The following is a 25,708-nucleotide window of genomic DNA, read 5'->3' as shown; positions in this document are numbered from 1 at the left end:
CGGGAGACAACCATGGATGCGCGTACCACTTGGCCGGCGCTGCTGAACGCCCTGCTGGACGGCCACTCGCTGACCAGCGCGCAGACCGCCTGGGCGATGAACCAGATCATGACCGGCGAGGCCACCGACGTGCAGATCGCGGGCTTCGCCATGGCGATGCGGGCCAAGGGCGAGACGGTCGAGGAGGTCTCCGGGCTGGTCGAGGGGATGATGGCCAACGCCACCCCGATCGAGGTCCCGGGCCGGATCGGCGACCTGGTCGGCACCGGCGGCGACCGGGCCAACACCGTGAACATCTCCACGATGGCCGCGGTGGTGGCGGCCGCGTCCGGGGTCAAGGTCGTCAAGCACGGCAACCGCGCGGCCTCGTCCGCCTGCGGCGCCGCCGACCTGATCGAGGCCCTGGGCGTCAGGATCGACCTGCCGCCCGCCCGCACCGCCGAGGTGGCCGAGGAGGCGGGCATCACCTTCTGCTTCGCGCCGCTGTACCACCCGGCGCTGAGGTACGCGGCCAAGGCCCGCGGCGAGCTGGGCACCCCCACCGTGTTCAACTTTTTGGGCCCGCTGACCAACCCGGCGCGCGCCACCACTCAGGCGGTGGGCGTCTTCCACCCGCGGATGGCGGGCATCGTGGCGGGCGTGTTCGCCAGGCGGGGCTGCTCGTCGCTGGTCTTCCGCGGCGACGACGGCCTGGACGAGCTCACCACCACCGGCCCGTCCACGGTCTGGGTGGTGCGCGACGGCACCTCGGCCGAAACGACGTTCGACCCGGCCGACCTGGGCATCCCCCCGGCCCGCCCGGAGGACCTGCGCGGCGCCGACGCCGCCTTCAACGCCCGGGTGGCCCGTGCCGTGTTCGCGGGCGAGCCCGGCCCGGTCCGCGACATGGTGCTGCTGAACGCCGCCGCGCTCATGGTCGCCTACAACGGCGTCCCGGCCCCCGAGCGCCTCACCGGCGAGCTGGCCGCCGCCTACGCCAAGGCGGGCGAGGCCGTCGACGAGGGGCTGGCCGCCGCCAAGCTCGACCAGTGGATCAAGGCGAGCAACGCCTAGTCCGCGGCGGGGAGGCCGAGGGAGAACGCGGCCTCCAGGTCGTGCTGCGAATAGGTGCGGAAGGCGATGTGGGTCTCGGTGTCGCGGATGCCCGGGACCTTGTTGAGGCGGCCGGGGATCACGTCGTTGAGGTCGTCGTGGCGGCGCACCCGCACCATGGCGATCAGGTCGTACTCGCCGGTGATCGAGTAGACCTCGCTGACGCCGTCCAGCGCCGCGACGCTCTCGGCCACCTCGTGGATGCTCGCCACATCCGCCTTGATCAGCACGATCGCGGTGACCACTGGACCCTCCCCACCCGTTAGGACGATGGGCAGAACCCTACAGGGAGCTGCGGCTATCCGCGGCTGAGCGCGAGAGCGCGGCGGGACGGGCCGGTGCGGCGGGCCACGATCGCCACGGCGAGACCGGCGATGAAACCGGCGATGTGGGCCACGTACGCCACGTTGCTCTCCTCGTCGCCGAGGGACAGCCACTGGAGGACGAACCAGTACCCCAGGACGACCCACACCGGCAGCCTGACCACGATGACCGGCGGGACCAGGCTGACGATCCTGCCGCGCGGGTTGAGGACCAGGTAGGCGCCCAGGACGCCCGCGATGGCCCCGGACGCGCCGATGAGCGGGACCGTGGAGTCGGGCGAGACGTAGGCGAACCCGTACACGGCCACCAAGCCGAAGAACAGGTAGCACAACAGGAAGCGCAATCGGCCGAGCCGGTCCTCCACGCCCATGCCGACCACGAACAGCGCGATCAGGTTGCCCAGCAGGTGCAGCGCACCCGAGTGCAGGAACATCGAGGTGAACGCGGAGACCCAGGGCGTCTTGCGGTACTCGGCGACGCCGCACTCCTCGACGATCTCGCCGCGCATGGGCTGCTGCCTGCCGGTGGTCAGCTCCTTGGGGACGGCCCCGTGCTCGAAGGCGAACCGGGCCGCGTTGCACTCGCGTTCCTTGCCCGACCCGTACCAGCTGGGGAAGTTGGCCATCGGGGTGAACAGGAAGACCACGACGTTGACGGCGACGAGCAGGTAGGTCACCCAGGGGACCCGCCGGGCGGGCTGGCTGTCGTAGAGCGGCAGGGCCATGGGGACGTCCCTCGTTGCGTGCCGGGTCGGTGGGCGTGGATGCCTTCCGTCACCTTAGTGGGCGGCCGGCTCTCGGCTCGCCGGGCTCGCGCGCGGCGTAGGCGTTGTCGATCCAGGCGCGCAGCCGCTCGGCGCCGTGGACGGGCGAGGTCCAGGTGCCGTCGACCTCGACGGGACGGGTGCCGGGCGCGTCCATCCAGCGCAGGACGCACTCCATCTCCTCGGCGGACGCGGCGCCGCCCGGCGCCCCGGTCGTCGCCGACCACGGGAAGACGGTCTCGGCGGTGGCGATGAGGGCGTCCACGTAGGGACGCGGATGCGCCCCGGGCGGGATCGTCCCGGCGGCGGCGAGCCGGCCGTACCGCACCACCGCCAGCTCCCAGCCGCCGTCGAAGGCGGGACGCGCGGCCACGATCTGGCGGCAGCCGGCGAGCGCGCCGAGCCGCTGCCCGCGCGCCGCCGCCCGGATGAAGGCGGCCAGCCGGTCGCGCTGCGACGCGGCCTCCTCGTACTGCTGCGCGGCGGCGAGGCGGTCGATGCGCACCTGGGCGGCGGCCACGACGGGACGCACGTCACCGGCCAGCACCGAGCGCGCGGCGGTGACGTGCACCTCGTAGTCCCGGACCGTCTCGTGGCCCTCGCAGGGCGCGCCGCACCTGCCGATCTCGCCGAGCACGCAGGCGCGCGCCTTGCCGCGTTCGATGAGCCGGGGCGTGAGCCGCTGCGTGCACTGCCGCAGCGGGATCGCCTCATGCATCGCGGCGCGCGCCTCCTCGGCCTGCCGCTGCGACGACAGCGGCCCGAGGTAGGCGGCGCCGTCGTCGCGGCACTCCCGGACGATCGACAGCCGGGGGAACGGCTCGACGGTCAGCTTGAGCCACAGCACCCGCTCGGGGAACTTCGAGCGCCGGTTGTAGCGGGGCTTGTGCTCGGCGATGAGCCGCAGCTCGCGGATCTCGGCCTCCAGGCCGGTGGCGCACACGATGGTGCGGACCCGTTCGGCCAGCCCGACCATCTCCCTGACCCGCCACCGCGTCTCCGAGCCGGTGAAGTAGCTGCGGACGCGGGTGCGCAGGTCGCCGCTCTTGCCGATGTAGAGCGCCTCGCCCCCGGCGTCTTCGAACACGTACACGCCGGGGGCGCTGGGGACGGCGTCGGCGAGATGGCGCTTGCGCCGCTGCTCGGGCGTGGGCGCCTTGGCGAAGCCGCGCAGCTCCTCCAGGGTGGTGACGCCGAACGAGCCGAGCCGCTCGATGAGGCCGTGCAGGACGTCGACGGTGGCCCTGGCGTCGGCCAGCGCCCGGTGGACGGGCTGGGTGCCGGAGCGGAAGAAGCGGGCGAGGGTCTCCAGACGGCAGTTGGGCACATCGTCGCGGGTCAGCACGCGCCGCGCCAGGTCGACGGTGTCGATGACGGGGAACGCGGGCCAGGCGTAGCCGTGCTCGGCGCACGCCGCCTTGAGGAAACCGGTGTCGAACGGCGCGTTGTGCGCGACCAGCACGCAGCCGCGGGCGAACTCCAGGAACGCCGGGAGCACCGCGTCGATCGTCGGCGCGGCGGTGACCATCGCCTGGGTGATGCCGGTGAGCGCGGTGATGAACGGCGGGATCTCGGCGCCGGGATCGACCAGCGTGCCGAAGTCGCCCAGGTGCTCGCCGCCGCGCACCTTGACCGCGCCGATCTCGGTGATCGCCGACTCCGCCGGGGAGCCCCCGGTGGTCTCCAGGTCGACCACCACGAACGTGACCTCGGCCAGCGGGGTGCCCAGGTCGTCGAGCGTCCCCTGGACGCCGTAGGCGGGCAGGGGCTCCGAAGCGCTGGCCGTCATGGGCGCGACCGTAGAGGACGCCACCGACAGACCAGGGCGAGGCATCCCCCGGTGCCTGCGGACGCTTCGCGCTAGGGTTGGAGGAACGCTGGGATTCCTCCAGGTGAGGGAGCCGCCGGGGCCGCGCGACCCGTGGCCGCGAGTGGAGCGGGCGTGCTGGGGCCGGGGCCCGGCGGATCACGCGTTCGCGCAGGTTAAGGCGTGTGTCACACGGGAAGGCAGAGCGGCGTCCGCGGCGGGACGGCCGGTGCCGTCCCGGAACGCCGGCCCGGGGGAACGGCGAGCGAGCGGTCTTCGGGGGGACATCGGCGGCACGGCCTGGGAGGAGCGGGATCATCGACAGCGGCGCGGAGGCTGAAGAACGCCTGGCCCGCCCCCTCCCCGAGGCGGTCAGGGTCGGCGTCGTGGAGGCGGCGGCGGAGCTGATGGGCACGCTGCCCGCCGACGAGGTGCCGCTGCCGCTGCGCCGATTCGCCCGGTTCGAGCGCCGCAAGCGGGCCAAGCTCGCCGGGCAGCACATCGCCGCGCAGCTTGAGAAGGACGCCGGGTTCCGCGAGCGCGTGGCCGTCCCGCTGCGGAAGGCGCAGCCGGAGCTGGCCGAGGCGGTCGAGGAGGGCCGGCTGCCGCCGGCCGCCGATCCCGTGCGGGTCGCGGTGCTGGCCTACCTGCTGCGCCCGCAGGGGTGGACCGCGCTGGTGGAGACGGCCAGGGACGAGCTGGAACGCTCGGCGAGCGCGTCCGAGGGCGAGGCCGCCGAGCGGCGCATCGCGGAGCTGCGCGAGGAGGTCGCCGCGGCCCGTGCCGGGCGCGCCGCCGAGGTCGACCGGCTGCGCTCGGAGCTGCGCGAGGTCAAGGCCGAGGTCACCGAGCTGCGGCGCAAGCTGCACGACGCGCGGACGCGCGCCAGAGCGGCCGAGGAGAGGGCCGAGGCGCTGGCCGCGCAGAGCGAGCGCGAACGGGCCGCCGCCCGCGAGAGCGCCGCGGCGGCCGAAAAGGAGCTGCGCAGGCTGCGGGGCAGGCTGGCGCGGGCCGAGACGGACGCCGAGGCGGCCAGGAGGGCCGCCCGTGAGGGCCGCAACGTCGACGACGTCCGCCTGCGGATGCTGCTCGACACGCTGGTGGACGCCGCGCTGGGGATGCGCAGGGAGCTGGCGCTGCCGTCCACGATCGCGCGTCCCGCGGACGCGGTGGCCGGGGCGGGCGCCCCCGGGGCGGCGGCGAATCCAGCGATGACCGGCAGGTCACTGTCCGACCAGGACCCGCAGCTCCTGGACCGGCTGCTCTCGCTGCCCCAGGTGCATCTGCTGGTGGACGGCTACAACGTCACCAAGACCGGGTACGGGGAGCTGCCACTGGCCGACCAGCGCAGGCGGCTGCTGTCCGGCCTGGGCGGGCTGGCCGCGCAGACCCGTGCCGAGATCACCTGTGTGTTCGACGGCGCCGAGCTGGACGCCCCGGTCGCGACGGCGGTGCCGCGCGGGGTGCGGGTGCTGTTCAGCCGCCCCGGGCAGACCGCCGACGAGCTGATCGGCGAGCTGGTGCGGGCCGAGCCGCCCGGCCGGCCCCTCGTGGTCGTGTCCTCCGACCGCGAGGTCGCCGACGCCTGCCGCCGCGCCGGAGCCCGCCCAGCCCCGTCCACGCTCCTCCTGCGCCGTCTCGGCCGTACGTAGCCGCTCCCGGGTTCTGTCGGACCTTCCCCGTACCGTCGCTGCCGTGAACGACGCATCCAGTACCGGATGAGGTACAGGGGGACATCATGGTGATCGAGTGCGAGGGCTGCCGGGCGCGCGGCACGGGCTGCGGCGACTGCGTCGTCCCCGCTCTGCTGGAGTGCGCGGGGGCCGACCCCGCCTCCGGCGTGCTGGACATCGACGAGGACGAGCGGCGCGCGCTGCGGGTGCTGGCAGAGCACGCGCTGGTGCCGCCGCTGCGCATGGTCCCGTTCCCGCCACGCAGCGTGAGGGGGAACGGGCGTGACGAGCGCGCTTCGTGATCTTCGTTTCACCCATGGTGGCATAAGGTCGATTTAAGGCGCCTAAGAGCAACGAATCAGTTGTGACGGGTGAGGTGCCTCGCTAGTGTCGTCCGGCGACATCACGGACGAGAGGGGCACTAGCGATCGTGGCCAGTGATCACATAAAGGCGGGCTCCCAGGCGCAGCGCAACCGTCCGCACGTCATCGCGGGGCGCGGCACCACCCCACGCCGGATCACGGCAACCGTCTGCCTGGCCGTGGCGGCCTCCTTCGCCGTGCCCGCGACCGCGGCGCACGCCGACCCCGAGGCCGAGGCGAAGAAGAAGCTGACCAAGCTCAACGAGCAGGTCGACCAGCTCGTCGAGAAGTACAACCAGGTCAACGAGAAGTACAAGATCGCCAAGAAGAAGTACCAGGCGTCCAAGGCGTCCAGCGCCGACGAGCTCGCCACCTACAACGCGCTGCAGGCGAAGGTCTCCCAGATGGCCGCCGACGCGTACAAGCGGGGCAACACCGGTGACGTCGCCGGTCTCGTGGGCGCCGACGACCCGCAGGCGGTGCTCGACCAGGCCGCGGTCTTCACGCATCTGGCCCGCAACCGCAGCTCCGAGCTGGCCCAGTTCCTGGGCGCGGCGCAGCGGGTGCAGCGCGAGCTGGCCCAGACCAAGGCCGCCTTCGACGAGGCCAAGAGGCAGCATGACGAGCTGAAGGCGCGCAAGGCCGTCCTCGACAAGCAGGTCAAGAAGCAGAGGGCGCTGGTCGCCAAGTACGACCCGCCCGCCGCCGGCGGTGTCGGCGGCACCTACAACGGCCCGGCCAGCGGGCCTGCGCGGGTCGCGCTGAACTTCGCCTTCGCCCAGAAGGGCAAGCCGTACCAGTACGGCGCCGAGGGGCCGGACTCCTACGACTGCTCCGGCCTGACGATGAAGGCGTGGGCGGCGGCGGGGGTCAACATCACCCGTACCACCAACTCGCAGTACGCCGCCACCAAGCGGGTGGCCAAGAGCGACCTGCAGCCCGGTGACCTGGTGTTCTTCAGCGGTCTCTCGCATGTGGGGCTCTACATCGGCAACGGCCAGATGATCCACGCGCCGAGCACCGGCAAGACGGTGTCGATCGTCAACATCAACTCCGGCTACTACGCGGCGAACTACGCAGGCGCGGGCCGGCCCTGACCCGGCGGGGCCGCCGCGGTCAGGGCCGGGTAGTCAAGATCGAGTCGAGCCGAGGCCGCCGGATCGGGTTGTTCCTGGTCCGGCGGCTTTTTGCGGACTATTTGCCATCTCGCCGACCTTTGCTATCTTGTGTCCCATTCGCGGCGCCCGCCAGGCGTCGCCCCAGGTAGCGGCGCTTCTCACGCACCGCGCCTCCGCGGCACCCCCCAGGTGCCGTCCCCGCTCGGCACCCCCCAGGTGCCGCGTCCACTTCAGTTCCACTCGAGTTCCACTCAAGGCCGGCCCGACCGCACCGTGAGCATCACGGCAGTGTGCATGGGCGCTTCCGTGGCGTTCATGGCGGTCCACCCATTGGGCCTCGGCCGTGGGCGATTCCTGTTCTTGGACGCCCTCACGATCCCGAAGAACCGACAACTCCCATAGCGCCTTGCAGCGCGGCCTGGAGCCAGGCGTGGCCGCCCGTCCCCGCTTCCTTGGGACGTCCCCATTTCTTCCCCCTGATCCCTTGTGGAGCCAGGGGCGGCCACGCCGTCTTCAGCCGTGCGGCTTGACGGGCCTTGACGTGCCCGGCAGCGCTCACCCAACCCCCCACGGGCCCCGACCCCTTCGGGGAGCCGACCCAGTCCGAGATGTCGGCGTCCGGACGTACCGGACGCCCACCGCCGAGTCCGCGCGACGCGGAGCCGGGGACCCATCCAGTCCCACGGGGTGAATCGGCCGCCAGGACGTGACGTCCAGGCCGTAGGGCACGCTTCCACGCCCGAACCCGACAGCTAACCCGGCAGGCGGTCATTGGAAGCCGAGGAGCCCACGTGGCAGCTAAGCACCGCTGTGCCAAGGGAAGGCACCGCACCCCCCAACCCCTGAACGTCACCCTGCGCACCACCGGCGGGCTGCTCGCCGGTGTCACGCTGATCGGCCTGGCCGCCGGGACCGCCAGAGTCGCCGGGGCCGGCACCGACGGCGCATCCGCGCGAGCCGCCACCCTGGCGGCGGTGGTCCCCGACGCCGAGGTCGGCGTACCGCACGCGTCGCGGGAGGACGACGAGAACGAGAACGGCCACGCGTCCCTGGTCCGCGCCACGATCATGAAGCGCAAGGCCAAGGCGAAGCGGGTGAGGTCCATGCCGGGGCAGTCCATACCGGCGGAGACCGAGGCCGAGGCCGAGGTGCACGCGGACGTCCGGCGGCAGGCCCCCGCGGCCATGGCCCCGGTGCCGAAGGCCGCCCGGCCGGCGCCCGCCAAGAAGAGGGCCACCGCCGCCGACGCCATCGAGCTCGCCAAAGAGCAGGTCGGGATCGAGGAGGACTCCCAGGGCAGGACCAAGTTCCAGGAGTGGTACGTCAAGACCAAGCGGGCCAGGGAGACCGCGCGGCGCGACGGCGGGCGCGACCCGGAGGTCTACGCCAACGCCGCCTGGTGCAGCATGTTCATCTCCTGGGTAGGCGACAAGCTCGGCCTCAGCGACCAGATCGGCATGGACGCCTGGACGATCGAGCACGCCAAGTGGTTCAAGAAGCGGAATCGCTGGGGCACCAAGCCGAGGCCGGGCGCCATCGTCTTCTTCGCCTGGAGCGGCTCCAAGAACCTCTACGCCATCCAGCATGTCGGAATGGTGATCAAGGACAAGGGGCACGGCACGATCGAGACCGTCGAGGGCAACACCAGCAACGCGGTCCGCGTACGGCAGCGGTCCACCAGCACCGTCGTCGGCTACGGCTACCCCGACTACGCCAAGGGGTGACGGACCGGAGGACGGCGAACCGGGCCGCACCGCGCACATAGGATCACGCGCATGGGCGCGGGAGATACGGGCTCGGCCCGCGGACGGGCGCGGGTCCCGCGGCGCACGGCGTCGATCGCCGTCGCCGCGGGACTCACCGTCTGCGTGCTCGGCGGCCTGGGCCTGGCCGGTGCCCGTCCCGGCGACGGCCCGTCCGGCGCCTCCGGCGCGGCCCGGGAAGCCGTGGCGCCGCCCGACCGGAACGCGATAGGCGCCGTCCTGGCCAACCGTGCCCGCGCGGTACGCGAGCGCGACCGCATCGCCTTCATGGCGACCCTCGCCTCGGCGCCCGCGCCCTACCGGCAGGCGCAGGCGGTGATGTTCGACAACCTGCTCAGGCTGCCGCTGCGGGACTGGCGGGAGGACTTCACGTCCCTGGAGTCCGCCGGAGGCGGCGCCGCCCTCGTCAGGATCCGGCTGACCTACGCCCTCCGCGGCCATGACGCCGAGCCCGTCGCCCGTACCCGGTACCTGGCGTTCGCGCCGCGCCCCGGCGGCTGGGCGGTCGTCGGGGACGGGACGGCGCGCGGTCGCACCGACGACGCCGAGATCTGGGACGGCGGCCCGCTGACCGTCGTCCGCGGCCGCTCCGCCCTGGTCATCGGCGACGCCCCGGGCCTGCGGGAGATCGCCCGCCGCCTGGACGCGGCCGTGCCCGCCGTCACCGCGGTCTCCGGCCGGCTCGCCCCCTCCGGCTGGGCGCGGCGGGTCGTCGCGCTCGTCCCGGCGGACCCCGCCCGGGCCGCCTCGCTGGCGGGCGGCCGTCCCGACCTGCACGAGATCGCCGCGCTGGCCACCGTCGCCCCCACCGCGGGCGGGCGGGGCGCCGACCGGATCGTCATCGCGCCCGCCGCCTTCGGGCGCCTCAACGCGCTGGGACGCGACGTCGTCCTCACCCACGAGCTGACCCATGTGGCCACCGGCGGTGCCCGCGACGGCCGCACCCCGATCTGGCTGATCGAGGGGTTCGCCGACTACGCCGGGTACCGGGGCCGGGACGTGAGCGTGCGGTCGGCGGCCGCCGAGCTGCGGCGCGAGGTGGCCGCGGGACGGCTCCCGGAGGCGCTGCCGGGACGCGCCGCGTTCGACGGCGGCTCGCCCCGGCTCTCACAGGCGTACCAGGAGTCCTGGCTGGCCTGCCGGATGATCGCCGAGCGGTACGGTGAGGCGGCGCTGGTCCGGCTCTACCGTGCGGCGGGACGGAGCACGGAATCGGCCGCGCTGAGGGAGACGCTGGGCCTGGACCTCCCGCGCTTCACCGCCGCCTGGCGCGACTACCTGCGGAGGGAACTGCGATGACGGGACGCGGCAAGGCCGGCACCGGGGTCGACGCCGGCGAGGGAACGGGATCCGAGCCCCCGCCCGGCACCGTCCGCCCCGGGCCGGACCGGCGGTCCCGGCGGGCCGCCGCGCTCGCCTCGGCGGTGCTGTTCGCCGCCGTGATCGCCGTGATCGCGGTGACGACGCCGTGGCACCCGCTGCCCGGCACCGTGCCGGGCGGCGCGGTCCCGGTGGATCCGGCCCGCGACTTCGGCCCCGCGGAGATCGCCCGGTCCCGCGCGTTCGACGCCGCGCTCGCGCCCCGCGCCTACACCGGCCTGGCCGTGGGCCTGGGCGTCGTGCTCGTGCTGGGGCTGACCCGGCTGGGGTCCGGCCTCATCGCCCGCTGCACCGCGCGGCTGCGGCGCCGTCCCCTCCGGGTCGTGGTCGCGGTCGTCGTCCTCACCACCGTGCTGCACCTGGCGAGCCTCCCGTTCGGCGTCTGGGGCGAGGCGGTGCTGCGCCGGTACGGGCTGTCCACCCAGTCCTGGCCCGCGTGGCTGTTCGACGACGTCAAGTCGCTGGGCTTCACCTGGCTCATCTACTCGATCGCGCTGCTCCTGCTGTACTGGGCGCTAGGGCGGTTCCCCCGGTACTGGTGGACGGGCGCGGCGGCCGGGGCCTTCGCCCTCGTCGTGGCCGCGTCGTTCCTCTACCCGGTCGTGTTCGAGCCCGCGTTCAACGACTTCCGCCCGCTGCCGCAAGGGCGGCTGCGCGCCGACCTGCTGGCGATGGCCCGGCGGGACGGCGTCCCGGTCAAGGACGTGCTGGTCGCCGACGCGTCCCGGCGCACCACCTCCCTCAACGCCTACGTGTCGGGATTCGGCTCGACCCGGCGCATCGTCATCTACGACACGCTGCTGAGGAACACGCCGCCCGCGCGCGTCGAGGCGATCGTGGCGCACGAGCTCGGCCACGCCAAGAACGACGACGTGCTGCACGGGACGCTGATCGGCGCGCTGGGCGTCTCGGCGGCCGTCTGCCTCCTGCACCTGCTGCTGAGCTCGCCGCGCCTGCTGCGGCGCTCCGGCGTCGTCCCGGACGGAGACGACGGGCAGGGCGGAGACGAGGGGCACGGCGGAGGCGAGCCGCCGGAGGGGAACCCCGCCGCCGATCCACGGTCGATCGCGCTGCTGCTCGCGGCCGTGGCGGTCGCGACACAGGTCGGCATGCCCGTCCAGAACCTGGTCAGCCGCCACATCGAGGCCAGGGCGGACGCCCACTCCCTGGACCTCACCCGCGACCCCGCCACGTTCGCGTCGATGCAGCACGAGCTGTCGGTGCGGAACATCTCCGACCTGTCCCCCGACGCGATCGAACGCTTTATGTGGACGAGCCACCCGTCCGCGCCCGAACGCATCGCCATGGCCCGTGACTGGGCGCGGCAGCACCACGTACCCGAACCTCCCCCACAACGACGCTAGCCCCGCACCCGGAGGTGCGGAGCCGGCGGCCGGCAGGTCAGGGGCGCCGTTCGGGCGACCCCGCCATCGCCTCCGTGGAACGGTGCGCCACGGGCACGCTGCCGTTCGGCCCGACCTTCAGGGAGTGCTTCAGGGCGCTGCCCTTCACCCACTCCCCCCACTTCATCTGCCAGTAGCCCCAGCCGTTGTCCGGCTCCAGCTCCCGGTCGCTGCCCGTCACGATGTACGGGTCGCCCCGCTGTGCGAAGTGGTAGAACCACCTCGCGTCGGAGGGGCTGGCGTTCACGCAGCCGTGGCTGACGTTGCTGCTGCCCTGCGCCCCCACCGACCACGGCGCCGAGTGAACGTACTCGCCGCTGTTGGAGATGCGGACCGCGTGGTGGACCGACAGGCTGTAGTAGCCGGGGGAACCGGGCCCGATCCCCTCCCAGCCGGAGGTCATCGTGACCGGGTTGCCCTTGTCCATCGTCAGATGGATCCCGTTGGTCGTGGTGTACTTCCTGACGCCGCCGCGGCCCATGCTGATCGGCATCTTCCGCACGATTTTGCCGTTCCTGCGGACGATCATCTTGTGCTTGTTCTCGCTCGCCGTGCTGATCTGCTCCTCTCCGATACGGAAGCGGACGGTGGTGTTCTTGCCCCCGTAGGTGTCGCCGGCACCGGCGACACCCGCCAGCCGCGCCTTGAACGTGACGTCGGTGTGCCGCGGCCAGTACGTCTTGGTGCGGAACACCAGGGTCTTGTTGTCGAACCAGTGCCAGGCGCCCTCGACCGGCTTGCTGGACCGCACCTCCAGCGCCCGCTCCACCCCCACCCGGTTGGTGACCTCGCGCTGGAACCGCATCACGATCGGCATGCCGACGCCGACGGTCTCCTTGGGCTTGGGCGCCTCGTACACCACGCCCAGCGTCTTCTTCGCCTCGGCGGTGACGAACCGGCTGCTGACCGTGCGGGTCCTGCCGTCGTCCCCGACCGCGGTGGCGGTGATCGTGTACCTGGTGCCGGGCTCCAGCGTCCAGCGGGACCGCCACTGCGTCCGCTCGGCGTTCAGCGCGCCCTCCACCGGCTCGCCCTCGGTGGTCACCGTGACGTTCTCGATCGTGCCCTGACGCGCCTGGACGGACACCGGGGCGTCGGGACGCGGACGCGCCGTCCCCGCCCCCGTCGAGGCCGCCGCCGCGACCGGGCTCACGGCGAGCGACACCGCCCCGGCCCCGGACGGCAGATCCGTGTCGGAACCCAGCGAGCACCCCACCGCGCCCGCTCCGGCCGTCACCGTCACCAGTCCGAAGAGCACCGTAGTGCGAACATTCAACGCGGTCATCATGAATGGGCCGGTACCCGGGAAAATCAGGGGGCACCGGCCGCTTGACGTACCTTTACTGGGTCCCGACCGAATGATCAGGACCGTCCGGTTCAGGACGGTTGGGGCCAGTGCGACGGTTGGGCCTTGTACGACGGTTCAGCCTGTACGACGGTTCGGTCCCACACAGCGGTACGGCGCCGGACGGACTGTCCGGCGCCGTACGGGGTTCTGGGGTGACGGGCTCAGTGCGAGAAATGACCCCGGTAGTACTCGAAGACCATCCCGATCGTGCTCATGATGGACGCGGCCACGCCGACGATCACTATCCACCAGCCGAACACGATGCCCAGCGAAACCGTGGCGGCCGACAGCGCCACGAACAGCGGCCACCAGCTGTGCGGGCTGAAGAAGCCCAGCTCGCCCGCCGCGTCCGCGATCTCGCCCTCGGGATCGTCCTCGTACAGCGGGCCGCCGTTGCCCTTCTCCAGCCGCCGCACCGTGAAGTGGATGTAGAACCCGATCAGGCCGGCCAGGCCGACCGCCAGCGCCAGCGCCGTGGTGCCCGTCCAGTCACCCGACCACAGCCAGTAGACGACATCGGTGGCGAGGAAGAAGACCGCGCACCCGTAGAACATGAACGCCTGTACGCGCATCTCCTACCCCTTCGTCCCGGTGAGCTCGCCCTTGGCCCCGATGTGCGGGTGGTGCAGGTCGAAGGCCGGCCGCTCGGAGCGGATCCGCGGGATCGCGTTGAAGTTGTGCCGCGGCGGCGGGCACGACGTCGCCCATTCCAGCGACCCGCCGTACCCCCACGGGTCGTCCACCTCGACCCGCTTGCCCCGCTTCGCGGTGATGTAGACGTTGTAGAAGAACGGGATCATCGACAGGCCCAGCAGCATCGCGAACACCGTCGACACCTGGTTCATGCCGGTGAACTCCGCGGCGTAGTCGGCGTACCGGCGCGGCATGCCCGCGGCGCCCAGCCAGTGCTGGACCAGGAACGTGCCGTGGAAGCCGATGAACAGCATCCAGAAATGCACCTTGCCGAGCCTGTCGTTGAGCATCTTGCCGGTCCACTTCGGCCACCAGAAGTAGAAGCCGGCGAACATCGCGAACACCACGGTGCCGAACACCACGTAGTGGAAGTGCGCCACCACGAAGTAGGAGTCCGAGAGCTGGAAGTCCATCGGCGGCGACGCCAGGATCACGCCGGTCAGCCCGCCGAACAGGAACGTCACCAGGAACCCGATCGCCCACAGCATGGGCGACTCGAACGACAGTTGTCCCCGCCACATCGTGCCGACCCAGTTGAAGAACTTCACCCCTGTGGGCACCGCGATCAGGAACGTCATGAACGAGAAGAACGGCAGCAGCACCTGGCCCGTCACGAACATGTGGTGCGCCCACACCGTGACCGACAGGCCCGCGATCGAGATCGTCGCGAACACCAGGCTGACGTAGCCGAACACCGGCTTGCGGCTGAACACGGGCAGGATCTCCGTCACGATGCCGAAGAACGGCAACGCGATGATGTAGACCTCCGGGTGCCCGAAGAACCAGAACAGGTGCTGCCACAGCAGCGCCCCGCCGTGCGAGGCGTCGAACACGTGCGCCCCGAGCTTGCGGTCGGCCTCCAGCGCCAGCAGCGCCGCGGCCAGGACCGGGAACGCCAGCAGTATCAGGATCGAGGTCAGCAGCGTGTTCCAGGTGAAGATCGGCATCCGGAACATGGTCATGCCCGGCGCCCGCATGCACAGGATCGTGGTGATGAAGTTGACCGCGCCCATGATCGTGCCGAAGCCCGACATGGCCAGGCCCATCACCCACATGTCGCCGCCGATGCCCGGCGAGCGCACCGCGTCCGACAGCGGGGCGTAGGCGAACCAGCCGAAGCTGGCCGCGCCGCCCGGCGTCAGGAAACCGGCGATCACGATCAGGCTGCCGAACAGGAACAGCCAGTACGCCAGCATGTTCATCCGCGGGAACGCCACGTCCGGCGCCCCGATCTGTAGCGGCATCACCACGTTGGCGAACCCGGCGAACAGCGGGGTCGCGAACATCAGCAGCATGATCGTGCCGTGCATGGTGAACAGCTGGTTGAACTGCTCGTTGCTGACCACCTGCAGGCCGGGCTTGAACAGCTCCATCCGCATGACCAGCGCCAGCACGCCGCCGAACAGGAACATCACGAACGAGGTGATCAGGTACAGGTAGCCGATCACCTTGTGGTCGGTGGACGACAGCCAGGACGCCAGGATGCGCCCCTTGCTCGTCCGAGCGCCGCCCACAGGGGCCACGCCGGGCGCCTCGCTCACGGTCGTCACTGGGCACCCCCCGTCGCGCGGGCCTTGGCCGCGGCGATGTACCGGTCGTACTCGGCCTGCGGCACGACCTTCAGCTGGAACAGCATGCGGCTGTGGTCCACGCCGCACAGCTCCGCGCACCGGCCCTCATAGGTGCCGGTCTTGCGCGCGGTGAACTCGAACTCGTTGATGTAGCCGGGCATGACGTCCTTCTTGTACAGGAGCGCCGGCACCCAGAACGAGTGGATGACGTCGTTGGCGTGCAACCTGATCCGCACCGTGCGGTCCACAGGGATGGTCAGCACCGGCTTGGCGCCCGTGGTGGCGTTCGGGTCGACCGGGGTGCCGACCTCGGAGGCGACCGTCCGCTCCCGCCCCGAGGCGTCCTTCTCGCGGTAGTCGAACTGCCAGCTCCACTGGAACCCGGTCACGTCGACGGTGACCGCCGGGTTGGCGGTGGTCTTCTCGACGTAGGTCTCGTCCCGGGCCGTGAAGTAGAACAGCACGCCGATGATCACGAACGGGACCGCCGTGTAGAGGATCTCGATCGGCATGTTGTAGCGCACCTGCGGCGGCAGGTCGTCGGAGCGCCTGCGGTGGAACAGCACCGCCCAGATGATCAGCCCCCAGACGACGCCGCCCACGGCGAACGCCGCGATCCAGGACCCCTGCCACAGCGTCAGCATGCGCTCGGCCTGGTCGCTGATCGGCTCGGGCATGCCAAGGCGGGCCGCCTCGCTGTCGCTGCTGCACGCGGTCGCGGTCAGCGCCAGCAGGCCCAGCGCGCCGGCGCCCGTCAGTGCGCGCGTCGATGCGCGGCGGCCGCGCACAGGCGTGCGCCGCTCCCTAGAGCGGGTCGGACTCACGGAATGCCTTCCCCACGGATAGAAGCCCGGTCGGCCGGGCGGTGAGATCAGTTGTTACACGTGTGTGGGGGACACATTAGCGTGAGGGTCCCGCAAACCCCCGATCGGGTGGCCGGTTAGGGTTTCCGGCGTGGCCCACCCCGTCCCGAGCGGCTATTTCGACGCCGCGTCCACCGAGCCCGCGCACCCCGCCGCGCGCCAGGCGCTGCTGGACGCGCTGGACGGCGGCTGGGCCGACCCGGCACGTCTGTACGGCCGCGCGCGCCAGGCCCGCGTCCTGCTGGACGGCGCCCGCGAGCGCATCGCCGGGGTCCTCGGCGTACGGGCCGACGAGGTGTCGTTCACCGCGTCCGGCACCCAGGCGGTGCACCTGGGGATGCTGGGCGCCCTGAAGGCCCGGCGGCGCGCGGGCCGCCACCTGGTGGTGAGCGCGGTCGAGCACTCCAGCGTCCTGCACGCCGCGGAGACCCACGAGGCGGAAGGCGGCGAGGTCACCACCGTCGGCGTCGACGGGCACGGCCGCGTCGACCCGGCCGCCTTCGCCGCCGCCCTCCGCCCCGATACCGCGCTGGCCTGCCTCCAGTCGGCCAACCACGAGGTCGGCACCCTCCAGCCGGTCGCCGAGGCCGCCGAGGCATGCCGGGCCGCGGGCGTCCCCCTGCTGGTGGACGCGGCACAGTCCGCCGGACGCGCCGACGTCCCCACCGGCTGGTCGATCCTGACCGCCAGCGCCCACAAATGGGGCGGCCCGCCCGGCATCGGCATCCTGGTGATCAGAAAGAACACCCGCTGGCGCTCCCCCCTCCCCGCGGACGAACGCGAACGCCGCCGCGTCCCCGGATTCGAGAACGTCCCCGGCGCCGTCGCCGCGGCCGCCGCCCTGGACGCCTACCGCGCGGACATGCGCTCCGAAGCACCCCGCCTGTCCGCCCTCATCGACCGCGTCCGCGACCAGGTGCCCCGGCTCGTACCCGACGTCGAAGTCGTCGGCCACCCCACCCAACGCCTCCCCCACCTGGTCACCTTCTCCTGCCTGTACGTCCCCGGCGAAGCCCTCCTGACCGAACTCGACAGACAAGGTTTCGCGGTTTCCTCAGGAAGCTCCTGCACGGCGGATACGCTGCGACCCAGTCACGTCCTTGAGGCGATGGGGGTGCTCACACATGGCAACGTACGGGTCTCGCTCCCCCGAGGCACCGACCCCGCCGACATCGACCGCTTCCTCGCCGCGCTCCCCCAAACCGTCCACCGGCTTCGCCGAGACGCCGGAGTGAGCGCACAATGAAGAGAACGATCCGCGTCAGGGCAGCCACGACACAAGGGAGGCGGTCGCGCCCATGAGGTTCCGAGGCCGCGCGAAGGCCAGGTCGCGCCGCGACACCGCGCACGCGCCCCACCCCGCCCCCGAGCCCGCAGGCCCCGCCCCAGCGCTGGTCATCGACGCGCTCGGCCGCAAATGCCCCATCCCGATCATCCTGCTCGCCGAACGCATCCGCGAAATCCCCGTCGGCCAGGTCGTCGCCGTCCTCGCCGACGACGTCGCCGCCCGCACCGACGTCCCCGCCTGGTGCCGCATGAAATCCCAGGACTTCGTCCGCGAGGAAACCCTCCACCACCCCCAGGCCCCCGCCGACGCCCCACCCAAAGGCTGGGCCTTCCACATCAGAAGAACCTATTGATCAGCGGTGTTTATTGGCGGTGCCTGCGGCGTCGGGCGCTGGGCGCCCTCCTTCTCCGGCACCGCGTGCGATCGCTGCATCGCTCCGACTCGCCCAGGGGCTCGCTCCGCGATCAGATTCTTGCTTCGCTCGAATCTGCCTTCGGTCGCGATCGCAACGCTGGGGCGACCGTTCGGGGCTGGTGTGACGGGCTGAGGTGGTTGCGAGAGGTGTTTCAGGCAGACGCAAGCTGCGCTCCTCGCCTTGACGGCCCGTTTGTTGCCCCAACCGCCAACCACGAACGACGCCCAAGCGCCGCGACCGCTACCAAAGGCAGGTCCCGAGCCCGCGAGGAACCTGTTTGCGCAGCGAGCCGTCAAGGCGCGTCGAAGCGAAGCAGCGATCGCCGCAGGCGCGACAAGCGACGAGCGCCAGCGACGAGCGCAGCTCGCGCCTGCAATAAACACGAGTCGGAGCGATGCAGCGATCGCCGCAGGCGCGACAAGCGAGGAGCCGCCAGGCGAGGAGCGCAGCTCGCGCCTGCCATAAGAACCAGGGCGCCCAGCGCCCGACGCCGCAGGCACCGCCGATAAACGAGCGCAGCTTGCGTCTGCCTCAAACACCTCTCGCAACCACCTCAGCCCATCACCTCAGCCCCGAAGGGCGCCCAGGCGTTGCGATCGCGTCCGAAGGCAGATTCGAGCGAAGCAAGAATCTGATCGCGGAGCGAGCCTCTAGGCGAGTCGGAGCGATGCAGCGATCGCCGCAGGCGCGACAAGCGACGAGCCGTCAAGGCGAGGAGCGCCGCTCGCGGCTGCCAATAAGCAGGTGCTGGGCGACCTCGTTGGCGGCTTTGTCGCCGTAGGAGGCGGTCAGGCGGTCGAGGAACTGCTGCTTGGTGAACTCGTATTCCTGGGGGCCGTTGGTCTCCAGGACGTAGGCGGCCAGGACGTGGCCTACCTGGGCGGCGCGGTCCAGGGGGAGGTCCCAGGCCAGGGCGGTGAGGAAGCCGGCGCGGAAGGCGTCGCCGCCGCCGGTGGGGTCGACGACCGCGGAGACCGGGGTGGCGGGGACGTGCACGCCCTCCTCGCCCTTGCGGTCGATGGCGACGCCCTTGGAGCCGAGGGTGGTGACCCGGACGCCGACGCGGTCGAGGATCTCCGACTCCGACCAGCCGGTCTTCTCCTCGCAGAGCGCCTTCTCGTACTCGTTGGTGAAGAGGTAGGCGGCGCCGTCGACCAGGCGGCGGACGTCCGTGCCGTCCATCCGGGCGAGCTGCTGGGAGGGGTCGGCCGCGAACGGGATGCCGCGCTGGCGACACTCGTCGGTGTGCCGCAGCATCGCCTCCGGGTCGTTGGGGCTGATCAGGACGAGGTCGAGGCCGCCGACCCGCTCGGCCACCGGGCCCAGTTCGATGGAGCGGGCCTCGCTCATCGCGCCGGCGTAGAAGGTGGCGATCTGGTTCTGGTCCTGGTCGGTGGTGCACAGGAACCGCGCCGTGTGGTGCAGCTCGGAGACGTGCACGGATTGCGTGTCGACGTTGTGGCGCTCCAGCCAGGAACGGTAGTCGGCGAAATCGTCGCCGACGGCGCCCACCAGGATGGACTTCTTGCCCAGGCTGCCCATCCCGAAGCAGATGTTGGGCGCGACCCCGCCCGGGCGCACCACCAGCTCGTCCACCAGGAAGGACAGCGAGATCTGCTGGAGCTGGTCGGGGATGAGCTGGTCGGTGAACCTGCCGGGGAAGGTCATCAGATGGTCGGTCGCGATGGAGCCAGTCACGGCGATGCGCACGGCGTCGCTCTCCTCGTCTGGGTCGTCCGGCTGTATATCCGGCTGTTGTGCAACCCGGAAAGACTACTGGCCATCGCATCACAGGCGGCCCGTACCGCGCAGGGCCGTTCCCGGAGGGCGGAAACGCGAAACGCGGCCCGGCCCCTGCGCAGGGGCCGGGCCGCGTGACGTCGGCGGACCTTAGTTGAAGGAGTCGCCGCAGGCGCAGGAACCCGACGCGTTGGGGTTGTCGATGGTGAAGCCCTGCTTCTCGATCGTGTCGACGAAGTCGATGGTGGCGCCGGTCAGGTAGGGGGCGCTCATCCGGTCGACCCGGACGGCCAGCCCGCCGAAGTCCTGCACGAGGTCGCCGTCCATCTCACGCTCGTCGAAGAACAGCTGGTAGATCAGGCCCGAGCAACCGCCGGGCTGCACGGCGACGCGCAGCGCGAGGTCGTCGCGGCCCTCCTGCTCAAGCAGGCCCAGCGCCTTCTCCGCAGCGGCGTCGGTGAGGATGACGCCCTGCTGGGTGGTCTCCTGCGTGGTGGTCTCGCCTGCCGTCATGTGTTCAGCTCCCGGTCTCGCCGCAAGTCGTCTTGCCATGTCATCGAGGACGCGGTGCGCCTCTTCCGTAGACCAACGTACCTCGGCGCGAGGTCATTCCGGCCTACGCCCAGTGTTACACACACCGGACGAAGGGGGCCGCTGGGAAGCAGCGTCCGAGAGATGTGCCATCATTAGTCGTCAAAGCGACGATAAGCCCCGTCGCGGAGGAGGGAGACTCCATGACGACCCCAGTGCGCGATCTACCGCTGCTGTTCCTGGGCGAGGGCGCCGACCCGGCCAGCGAGCGAGGCGTGGACTGTCCCGGCGACCTGCCGCCCGCGTCCGACCCCGCGCTGGTGGACCGCGCCAGGGCGGCCAAGGAGGCGCTCGGCGACCGGGTGTTCGTCCTGGGCCACCACTACCAGCGGGACGAGGTCATCCAGTTCGCCGACGTGACCGGCGACTCGTTCAAGCTGGCCCGGCAGGCGGCCGCCCGGCCGGAGGCGCCCTACATCGTGTTCTGCGGCGTCCACTTCATGGCGGAGTCCGCCGACATCCTCACCGCCGACCACCAGAGCGTGGTGCTGCCCGACCTGGCGGCCGGCTGCTCGATGGCCGACATGGCGACCTTCGACCAGGTCGAGGAGTGCTGGGACGTCCTGGAGGACGCCGGGATCGCCGATGACGTGGTCCCGGTCACCTACATGAACTCCTCGGCCGACATCAAGGCGTTCGTCGGACGCTACGGCGGGACGGTCTGCACCTCGTCCAACGCCAAGCGCGCGCTGGACTGGGCCTACGGGAAGGGCGAGAAGGTGCTGTTCCTGCCCGACCAGCACCTGGGGCGCAACACCGCCGTGCTGGAGATGGGCTTCGCCCTGGACGACTGCGTCGTCTACAACCCCCACAGGCCGGACGGCGGGCTCTCGCAGAAGGAGCTGCGCGACGCCAAGATGATTCTGTGGCGCGGCCACTGCTCGGTCCACGGCCGCTTCGGCAAGGAGTCGGTGGACGAGGTCCGCGCCCGGGTTCCCGGGGTGAACGTGCTCGTCCACCCCGAGTGCAGGCACGAGGTCGTGCTGGGCGCCGACCTGATCGGGTCGACCGAGTACATCATCAAGACCATCGAGGCGGCCCCGTCCGGCTCGTCCTGGGCGGTCGGCACGGAGCTGAACCTGGTACGGAGGCTGGCGAACGCCCACCCGGACAAGAACGTGATGTTCCTGGACAAGACCGTGTGCTTCTGCTCGACGATGAACCGCATCGACCTGCCGCACCTGGTCCGGTCGCTGGAGTCGCTGGCGGCGGGCGAGGTGGTCAACCGCATCCAGGTGGACGAGGAGACCGCGCACTACGCCCGCGCCGCCCTCGACCAGATGCTGGCGTTGCCGAGCTGACCGCGGTCAGGCGGTGACGCCCGCGGACTCGCGGTCGACCGCGTCGAACCGCAGCCGGTCGCCGGAGACGGTGACCCGGACGTGCTGGCCGCCGTGCAGGGAGCCGTCCAGGAGGCGGCGGGACAGGGCGTTGTCGACCTCGCGCTGGATGGTGCGGCTGAGCGGGCGGGCGCCGAACTCGGGCTCGAAGCCGCGCTCGGCCAGCCAGTCCACCGCCGCGGTGTCGAACTCGACCGTGACGTCCTGGGCGTGCAGGCGGCGGCGGGTCTCCTCCAGGAGAAGGTCGGTGATCTGCCGCAGCTCCTCGGCGCCGAGCTGCCGGAACACGATGATCTCGTCGATCCGGTTGATGAACTCGGGCCGCAGGTTCTCGCGGAGGCGGCGCAGGACGCGGTCGCGCACCGACACCTCGGCGGCGCCCTCACCGCCGCCGAAGCCGATCCGCCCGCCGCCGCCGCTGATCAGCTCCGAGCCGAGATTGCTCGTCATGATCACGATGGTGTTCTTGAAGTCCACGGTGCGGCCCTGGGCGTCGGTCAGCCGGCCGTCGTCCAGCAGTTGCAGCAGCACGTTGAACACGTCCTGGTGGGCCTTCTCGATCTCGTCCAGCAGGAGCACCGCGTACGGGGTACGGCGGACCGCGTCGGTGAGCTGGCCCGCCTCCTCGTACCCGACGTAGCCGGGCGGGGCGCCCACCAGCCGGCTGACGGTGTGCCGCTCCTGGAACTCGCTCATGTCGAACCGGATCATCCGGTCCGAGGAGCCGAACAGCGCCTCGGCCAGGGCGCGGGCCAGCTCGGTCTTGCCGACCCCGGTCGGGCCGAGGAACAGGAAGCTGCCGATGGGACGGTCCGGCGGCGCCATGCCCGACCGCGACCTGCGGACGGCCTCGGCGACCGCCGCCACCGCCTCCTCCTGGCCGATCACCCGCCGGTGCAGGTGCTCCTCCAGGCGCAGCAGCCGGTCCCGTTCCTCCTCGGTGAGCTGGGAGACCGGGACGCCGGTGGTGCGGGACACCACCTCGGCGATGTCCACCTCGGTGACCTCCGGCACGGTCTTGCCGCCGCCGTTGCGGGTCTCCGCGATCCGCCGCTCCAGCTCGGCGATCTCGTCGCGCAGGGACGAGGCGCGCTCGTAGTCCTCGGCCGCCACCGCGTGCTCCTTCTCGCGGCGGCGGGCCTCCAGGTCCTGCTCCAGCCGCCGCGCCTCGCCGGCCGGGGTGCGCACCCGCAGCCGGACGCGGGCGCCGGCCTGGTCCATCAGGTCGATCGCCTTGTCCGGCAGGAACCGGTCGGTGACGTACCGGTCGCTCAGCTCGGCGGCGGCGACCAGCGCGCCGTCCTGGAAGCGCACCTGGTGGTGCGCCTCGTAGCGGTCGCGCAGCCCGCGCAGGATCTCGATGGTGTCGTCCACGGTCGGCTCGGGCACCAGGATCGGCTGGAAGCGCCGCTCCAGCGCCGCGTCCTTCTCCACGTTCTTGCGGTACTCGTCGACCGTGGTGGCGCCGATGATGTGCAGCTCACCGCGGGCCAGCGGCGGCTTGAGCATGTTCCCGGCGTTCATCGCGCCCTCGCCGCCGCCGGCGCTGACCATGGTGTGCAGCTCGTCGATGAACACGATCAGCTCGTCGGTGTGCTGGGTGATCTCGTCCACGATCTTCTTGAGGCGCTCCTCGAAGTCGCCCCGGTAGCGGGTGCCGGCCACCACGCCCGCCAGATCGAGCTGGACCACCCGCTTGCCGCGCAGCGTCTCGGGGACCTCGCCGTCCACCACCCGCTGCGCGATGCCCTCGACGATCGCGGTCTTGCCGACGCCGGGGTCGCCGATCAGGACGGGGTTGTTCTTGGTGCGGCGGGACAGCACCTCGACGGTCTGCTCGATCTGCTCGTCCCGCCCGACCACCGGGTCCATCCGGCCCTCGGCGGCCAGCGCGGTCATGTCCCGGCCGAACTCGTCCAGCGTGGGGGTGCCGGTCGAGGGCGGTCCGCCGGGCGCGCCGCCGCCGGCGCCGCCGCCGTAGACCGCATCGCGCAGCGCCTCGGGGGTGAGCCGTTCCCTGGCCAGGATCTGGCCGGCGGGCGACTCGGGGTTGAGCGGCAGCGCGAACAGCAGATGCTCGGGACCGATGTAGGACGCGCCGAACGCCCGCGAGATCTGGTGCGCGTCCAGCAGGGCACGCTTGGCGGCGGGCGTCAGCTCGGGCGGCGTCTCCCGCGCCTCACCGCGCGACACCTCGCCCTCCACGTCCCGGACGATGGTGGCCGAGTCGACCCCGGCGCGCTCCAGCAGCCGCCGCGAGCTGTCCTGCTGCGCCAGCGCCCAGAGCAGATGATCGGTGTCCAGGTCGCGGCTGCCCCACTCGGCGGCCTTCAGGGCGGCCTCGCGGACGGCCTCGCGGGCCTCCTCGTTCATCAGCCGGCCGATGTCGATCCGCTGGACCGGGCGCCGCGGGACGCCGCCGAAGAAGCGGGCGAAGAACTCCTCGAAAGGATCGGATCCGAACCCTTCCGGCCCGTACAGGCCACCGGTCATGACGTTCCCCCTTCTCGTCCTGTGGCCGGGCCCCGCCCGGACAGCGCCACTAAGGCCGTCTGCCCGGCGAGGTCCCCCCGAAACGGGACGCCGGACGAGGTCAGAGGCCGGGGGCGCCCCAGACCGGGAACCAGCGGCTCAGGTCCGGCTCGATCGGCAGATCGGCGCCGACCGCGCCCCGTACCTGGAGCTCCAGGGCGTTGTCGCGGGCCTCGGTACGGCCGGGCAGCGGGGCGAAGGGGAAGAACGTGCCGCGCTTGTAGAGGTAGACCAGCGCCAGGCGCCGGTCGTCCCCGTCGCCGGGCCCCCGGAACCCGATGAGGGAGCACAGCAGGTGGGGGCCGAACCCGTTGGACTCCAGCGTGGCGTTCACCGCGTGCAGGTCGGTGACCAGGCCGCTCAGGTCGCCCGGATCGTGCCGGGCCAGCAGCCAGGTGTAGCCGTAGGCGTCGGTGCTCAGCTCGACCTCGGGGCCCTCGTCGGCGTCCAGCAGCTCCCGGATGTCGCGCTGGAGCCGCGCGAACGCGCCGCCCTCCACGGCCCGGAAGCAGACCGAGCCGAGCCCGGTCGGGGTGAAGCCCGCCGCCGCCTCCAGCGTCACCGCGGCCGTCGGCAGCGCGAACAGCCGGTCCAGGTCGGGCTCGACCGGCTTGGAGCGGCCCAGCAGCACGTCCAGGAAGCCCATCGGATCACGCCCCCTCGCGGCTCAGCCGGGCCGAGATCTCCTGGAGCTGCGCCAGCCTGCGCTCCAGGGACGGGTGCGTGGAGAACAGCGCGGAGAAGCTCATCCCGCCGCGCAGCGCCGGCGCGAAGAAGAACGCGTTGAACGGCTCGGCCGCGCGCAGGTCACGGGTGGGGATCCGGGCCATGTCACCGGAGATCTTGACCAGCGCCCCGGCCAGCGCCGAGGGACGCCCGGTCAGCAGCGCCGCGGCACGGTCGGCCGACAGCTCCCGGTACCGCGACAGGGCGCGGGTCAGCAGGAAGCTGATCGCGTACGCGAGGGCGCTGACGGCGATCACCGCCAGCAGCACCAGGCCGGTGTTCTGGTCGCGGTTGCGGGAGACGCCTCCGTACAGCCCGAACTGGAGGCCGAACCGGGTGAGCAGCCCCGCCACCACGCCCAGGAACGAGGCGACCGTCATGACCGCGACGTCGCGGTGGGCGACGTGCGACATCTCGTGCGCCAGCACGCCCTCCAGCTCCACGGGGTCGAGGCGGCGCAGCAGACCGGTGGTGACACAGACGACGGAGCGGCGCTGGTTGCGGCCGGTCGCGAACGCGTTGGGCACGTCGGTGTCGGCGATCGCCACCCGCGGCTTGGGCACGTCCGCCATCGCGGAGATCCGGTCCACCACGCCGTGCAGCTCGGGCGCCTCCTCGGGGGAGACCTCCCGGCCGTGCATCGCGAACAGCGCGAGCCGGTCGGAGAAGAAGTACTGCGCCAGCAGCAGCCCCGCCGCGATCACCAGCACGACCGGGCCGAGCCTGGGCGCGATCACGAAGAACGCCGTCACGAAGGCGACGTAGACCAGCCCCAGCAGGAACATCGTCACGAGCATCCGTGACGTCAGTCCCCGATCGGGGGCGTAGCGCGTGCGGGCCATCTGGATCCCCCATCCCTGGCCAAGCCTTCCGGAACTTCCCGGTTCACCAGGAGAAACACCGGAAAGCCGGATTT

At 71.7% G+C, this 25,708-nt stretch carries 22 protein-coding genes and 1 riboswitch; of the genes, 10 read left to right on the top strand and 12 right to left on the bottom strand.

Annotation, left to right across the window (positions count from 1 at the left end):
- Positions 1 to 12: 12 nt before the first annotated feature.
- Positions 13 to 1,053 carry an anthranilate phosphoribosyltransferase gene (gene trpD / locus QSK21_RS04640; RefSeq protein ID WP_285693946.1) on the top strand — a complete coding sequence of 347 codons (1,041 nt, stop codon included), beginning with the start codon at positions 13 to 15 and terminating at the stop codon, positions 1,051 to 1,053.
- Here the strand turns inward: trpD and QSK21_RS04635 are convergent.
- Genes QSK21_RS04635 through QSK21_RS04625 form a run of 3 tightly spaced genes read right to left on the bottom strand, consistent with a single transcriptional unit; the run spans position 1,050 to position 3,968 of the window.
- Positions 1,050 to 1,337, bottom strand: a complete 288-nt coding sequence (locus QSK21_RS04635; protein WP_285693944.1) for an Lrp/AsnC family transcriptional regulator — start codon at positions 1,335 to 1,337, stop codon at positions 1,050 to 1,052. The genes trpD and QSK21_RS04635 overlap by 4 nt on opposite strands.
- Positions 1,338 to 1,390: 53 nt before the next feature.
- Positions 1,391 to 2,140: a rhomboid family intramembrane serine protease gene (locus QSK21_RS04630; RefSeq protein ID WP_285693943.1), complete on the bottom strand. Its 750-nt coding sequence runs from the start codon at positions 2,138 to 2,140 to the stop codon at positions 1,391 to 1,393.
- A gap of 49 nt (positions 2,141 to 2,189) precedes the next feature.
- On the bottom strand, positions 2,190 to 3,968 hold the full coding sequence (locus QSK21_RS04625) for a DEDD exonuclease domain-containing protein (protein WP_285693942.1): 1,779 nt from the start codon (positions 3,966 to 3,968) through the stop codon (positions 2,190 to 2,192).
- Between the two features lie 404 nt (positions 3,969 to 4,372).
- Between QSK21_RS04625 and QSK21_RS04620 the strand changes: the two genes are divergently transcribed.
- The 6 genes from QSK21_RS04620 (at position 4,373) to QSK21_RS04595 (ending at position 11,646) form a co-directional block, all read left to right on the top strand.
- Positions 4,373 to 5,638, top strand: coding sequence for an NYN domain-containing protein (locus QSK21_RS04620; protein ID WP_285693941.1), 1,266 nt, complete (start codon positions 4,373 to 4,375; stop codon positions 5,636 to 5,638).
- A gap of 86 nt (positions 5,639 to 5,724) precedes the next feature.
- Positions 5,725 to 5,961, top strand: coding sequence for a hypothetical protein (locus QSK21_RS04615; RefSeq protein WP_285693940.1), 237 nt, complete (start codon positions 5,725 to 5,727; stop codon positions 5,959 to 5,961).
- A 128-nt stretch (positions 5,962 to 6,089) separates the two neighbouring features.
- A complete protein-coding gene (locus QSK21_RS04610) occupies positions 6,090 to 7,118 on the top strand; it encodes a C40 family peptidase (RefSeq protein ID WP_285693939.1) in 1,029 nt (342 codons plus the stop codon).
- Positions 7,119 to 7,768: 650 nt separating this feature from the next.
- Positions 7,769 to 7,921, top strand: a riboswitch (cyclic di-AMP (ydaO/yuaA leader).
- Positions 7,922 to 7,930: 9 nt separating this feature from the next.
- Positions 7,931 to 8,863: a C40 family peptidase gene (locus QSK21_RS04605; protein ID WP_285693938.1), complete on the top strand. Its 933-nt coding sequence runs from the start codon at positions 7,931 to 7,933 to the stop codon at positions 8,861 to 8,863.
- A 51-nt stretch (positions 8,864 to 8,914) separates the two neighbouring features.
- Positions 8,915 to 10,201: a hypothetical protein gene (locus tag QSK21_RS04600; protein WP_285693937.1), complete on the top strand. Its 1,287-nt coding sequence runs from the start codon at positions 8,915 to 8,917 to the stop codon at positions 10,199 to 10,201.
- Complete coding sequence (locus tag QSK21_RS04595) at positions 10,198 to 11,646, top strand: M48 family metallopeptidase (RefSeq protein WP_285693935.1); 1,449 nt, start codon at positions 10,198 to 10,200, stop codon at positions 11,644 to 11,646. Before QSK21_RS04600 ends, QSK21_RS04595 begins: the two co-directional genes overlap by 4 nt.
- Before the next feature lie 37 nt (positions 11,647 to 11,683).
- Here the strand turns inward: QSK21_RS04595 and QSK21_RS04590 are convergent, their stop codons facing one another.
- From QSK21_RS04590 to ctaC, 4 genes are all read right to left on the bottom strand, one after another.
- Positions 11,684 to 12,970, bottom strand: a complete 1,287-nt coding sequence (locus QSK21_RS04590; RefSeq protein WP_502871518.1) for a L,D-transpeptidase — start codon at positions 12,968 to 12,970, stop codon at positions 11,684 to 11,686.
- Between the two features lie 224 nt (positions 12,971 to 13,194).
- Complete coding sequence (locus tag QSK21_RS04585; RefSeq protein ID WP_285693932.1) at positions 13,195 to 13,605, bottom strand: cytochrome c oxidase subunit 4; 411 nt, start codon at positions 13,603 to 13,605, stop codon at positions 13,195 to 13,197.
- Between the two features lie 3 nt (positions 13,606 to 13,608).
- The gene (ctaD, locus tag QSK21_RS04580) at positions 13,609 to 15,276 is read right to left on the bottom strand and encodes an aa3-type cytochrome oxidase subunit I (protein ID WP_285693930.1); all 1,668 of its coding nucleotides are present in this window, start codon (positions 15,274 to 15,276) and stop codon (positions 13,609 to 13,611) included.
- Entirely contained in the window at positions 15,273 to 16,121 is an 849-nt protein-coding gene (ctaC, locus tag QSK21_RS04575) for an aa3-type cytochrome oxidase subunit II (protein ID WP_285693929.1), read from the bottom strand. The genes ctaD and ctaC overlap by 4 nt, the downstream gene beginning before the upstream one ends.
- A gap of 130 nt (positions 16,122 to 16,251) precedes the next feature.
- Between ctaC and QSK21_RS04570 the strand changes: the two genes are divergently transcribed.
- Positions 16,252 to 17,406: a cysteine desulfurase family protein gene (locus QSK21_RS04570; protein WP_285693928.1), complete on the top strand. Its 1,155-nt coding sequence runs from the start codon at positions 16,252 to 16,254 to the stop codon at positions 17,404 to 17,406.
- Positions 17,407 to 17,458: 52 nt separating this feature from the next.
- A complete protein-coding gene (locus QSK21_RS04565) occupies positions 17,459 to 17,800 on the top strand; it encodes a sulfurtransferase TusA family protein (RefSeq protein WP_285693927.1) in 342 nt (113 codons plus the stop codon).
- Positions 17,801 to 18,568: 768 nt separating this feature from the next.
- Here the strand turns inward: QSK21_RS04565 and QSK21_RS04560 are convergent.
- Together QSK21_RS04560 and QSK21_RS04555 are read right to left on the bottom strand one after the other, a co-directional pair.
- Positions 18,569 to 19,573, bottom strand: a complete 1,005-nt coding sequence (locus tag QSK21_RS04560) for a carbohydrate kinase family protein (RefSeq protein ID WP_285693926.1) — start codon at positions 19,571 to 19,573, stop codon at positions 18,569 to 18,571.
- Positions 19,574 to 19,753: 180 nt separating this feature from the next.
- Positions 19,754 to 20,116, bottom strand: a complete 363-nt coding sequence (locus QSK21_RS04555; RefSeq protein ID WP_285693924.1) for a HesB/IscA family protein — start codon at positions 20,114 to 20,116, stop codon at positions 19,754 to 19,756.
- 221 nt (positions 20,117 to 20,337) lie between these two features.
- Between QSK21_RS04555 and nadA the strand changes: the two genes are divergently transcribed.
- Positions 20,338 to 21,495, top strand: a complete 1,158-nt coding sequence (gene nadA / locus QSK21_RS04550) for a quinolinate synthase NadA (protein WP_285693923.1) — start codon at positions 20,338 to 20,340, stop codon at positions 21,493 to 21,495.
- A 6-nt stretch (positions 21,496 to 21,501) separates the two neighbouring features.
- Here the strand turns inward: nadA and QSK21_RS04545 are convergent, their stop codons facing one another.
- From QSK21_RS04545 to htpX, 3 genes are all read right to left on the bottom strand, one after another.
- Complete coding sequence (locus tag QSK21_RS04545; protein ID WP_285693922.1) at positions 21,502 to 24,027, bottom strand: ATP-dependent Clp protease ATP-binding subunit; 2,526 nt, start codon at positions 24,025 to 24,027, stop codon at positions 21,502 to 21,504.
- Between the two features lie 100 nt (positions 24,028 to 24,127).
- Complete coding sequence (gene pspAB / locus QSK21_RS04540) at positions 24,128 to 24,712, bottom strand: PspA-associated protein PspAB (protein ID WP_285693921.1); 585 nt, start codon at positions 24,710 to 24,712, stop codon at positions 24,128 to 24,130.
- Between the two features lie 4 nt (positions 24,713 to 24,716).
- On the bottom strand, positions 24,717 to 25,634 hold the full coding sequence (htpX, locus tag QSK21_RS04535; protein WP_285693920.1) for a zinc metalloprotease HtpX: 918 nt from the start codon (positions 25,632 to 25,634) through the stop codon (positions 24,717 to 24,719).
- Between the last annotated feature and the right edge of the window lie 74 nt (positions 25,635 to 25,708).

Origin of the sequence: Actinomadura sp. NBRC 104412 (assembly GCF_030269515.1) — a bacterium.
Classification (GTDB): domain Bacteria; phylum Actinomycetota; class Actinomycetes; order Streptosporangiales; family Streptosporangiaceae; genus Spirillospora.
Note: the sequence above shows the minus strand (reverse complement) of the source record. Positions and strands in the feature narration are given on the sequence as shown.

Coding starts and splice junctions, on each gene's coding strand:
- trpD (WP_285693946.1), top strand. CDS start 13: ATGGATGCGCGTACCACTTGGCCGGCGCTGCTGAACGCCCTGCTGGAC.
- QSK21_RS04630 (WP_285693943.1), bottom strand. CDS start 2,140: ATGGCCCTGCCGCTCTACGACAGCCAGCCCGCCCGGCGGGTCCCCTGG.
- QSK21_RS04625 (WP_285693942.1), bottom strand. CDS start 3,968: ATGACGGCCAGCGCTTCGGAGCCCCTGCCCGCCTACGGCGTCCAGGGG.
- QSK21_RS04615 (WP_285693940.1), top strand. CDS start 5,725: ATGGTGATCGAGTGCGAGGGCTGCCGGGCGCGCGGCACGGGCTGCGGC.
- QSK21_RS04600 (WP_285693937.1), top strand. CDS start 8,915: ATGGGCGCGGGAGATACGGGCTCGGCCCGCGGACGGGCGCGGGTCCCG.
- QSK21_RS04595 (WP_285693935.1), top strand. CDS start 10,198: ATGACGGGACGCGGCAAGGCCGGCACCGGGGTCGACGCCGGCGAGGGA.
- QSK21_RS04590 (WP_502871518.1), bottom strand. CDS start 12,970: ATGACCGCGTTGAATGTTCGCACTACGGTGCTCTTCGGACTGGTGACG.
- QSK21_RS04585 (WP_285693932.1), bottom strand. CDS start 13,605: ATGCGCGTACAGGCGTTCATGTTCTACGGGTGCGCGGTCTTCTTCCTC.
- QSK21_RS04565 (WP_285693927.1), top strand. CDS start 17,459: ATGAGGTTCCGAGGCCGCGCGAAGGCCAGGTCGCGCCGCGACACCGCG.
- QSK21_RS04555 (WP_285693924.1), bottom strand. CDS start 20,116: ATGACGGCAGGCGAGACCACCACGCAGGAGACCACCCAGCAGGGCGTC.
- nadA (WP_285693923.1), top strand. CDS start 20,338: ATGACGACCCCAGTGCGCGATCTACCGCTGCTGTTCCTGGGCGAGGGC.
- QSK21_RS04545 (WP_285693922.1), bottom strand. CDS start 24,027: ATGACCGGTGGCCTGTACGGGCCGGAAGGGTTCGGATCCGATCCTTTC.
- pspAB (WP_285693921.1), bottom strand. CDS start 24,712: ATGGGCTTCCTGGACGTGCTGCTGGGCCGCTCCAAGCCGGTCGAGCCC.
- htpX (WP_285693920.1), bottom strand. CDS start 25,634: ATGGCCCGCACGCGCTACGCCCCCGATCGGGGACTGACGTCACGGATG.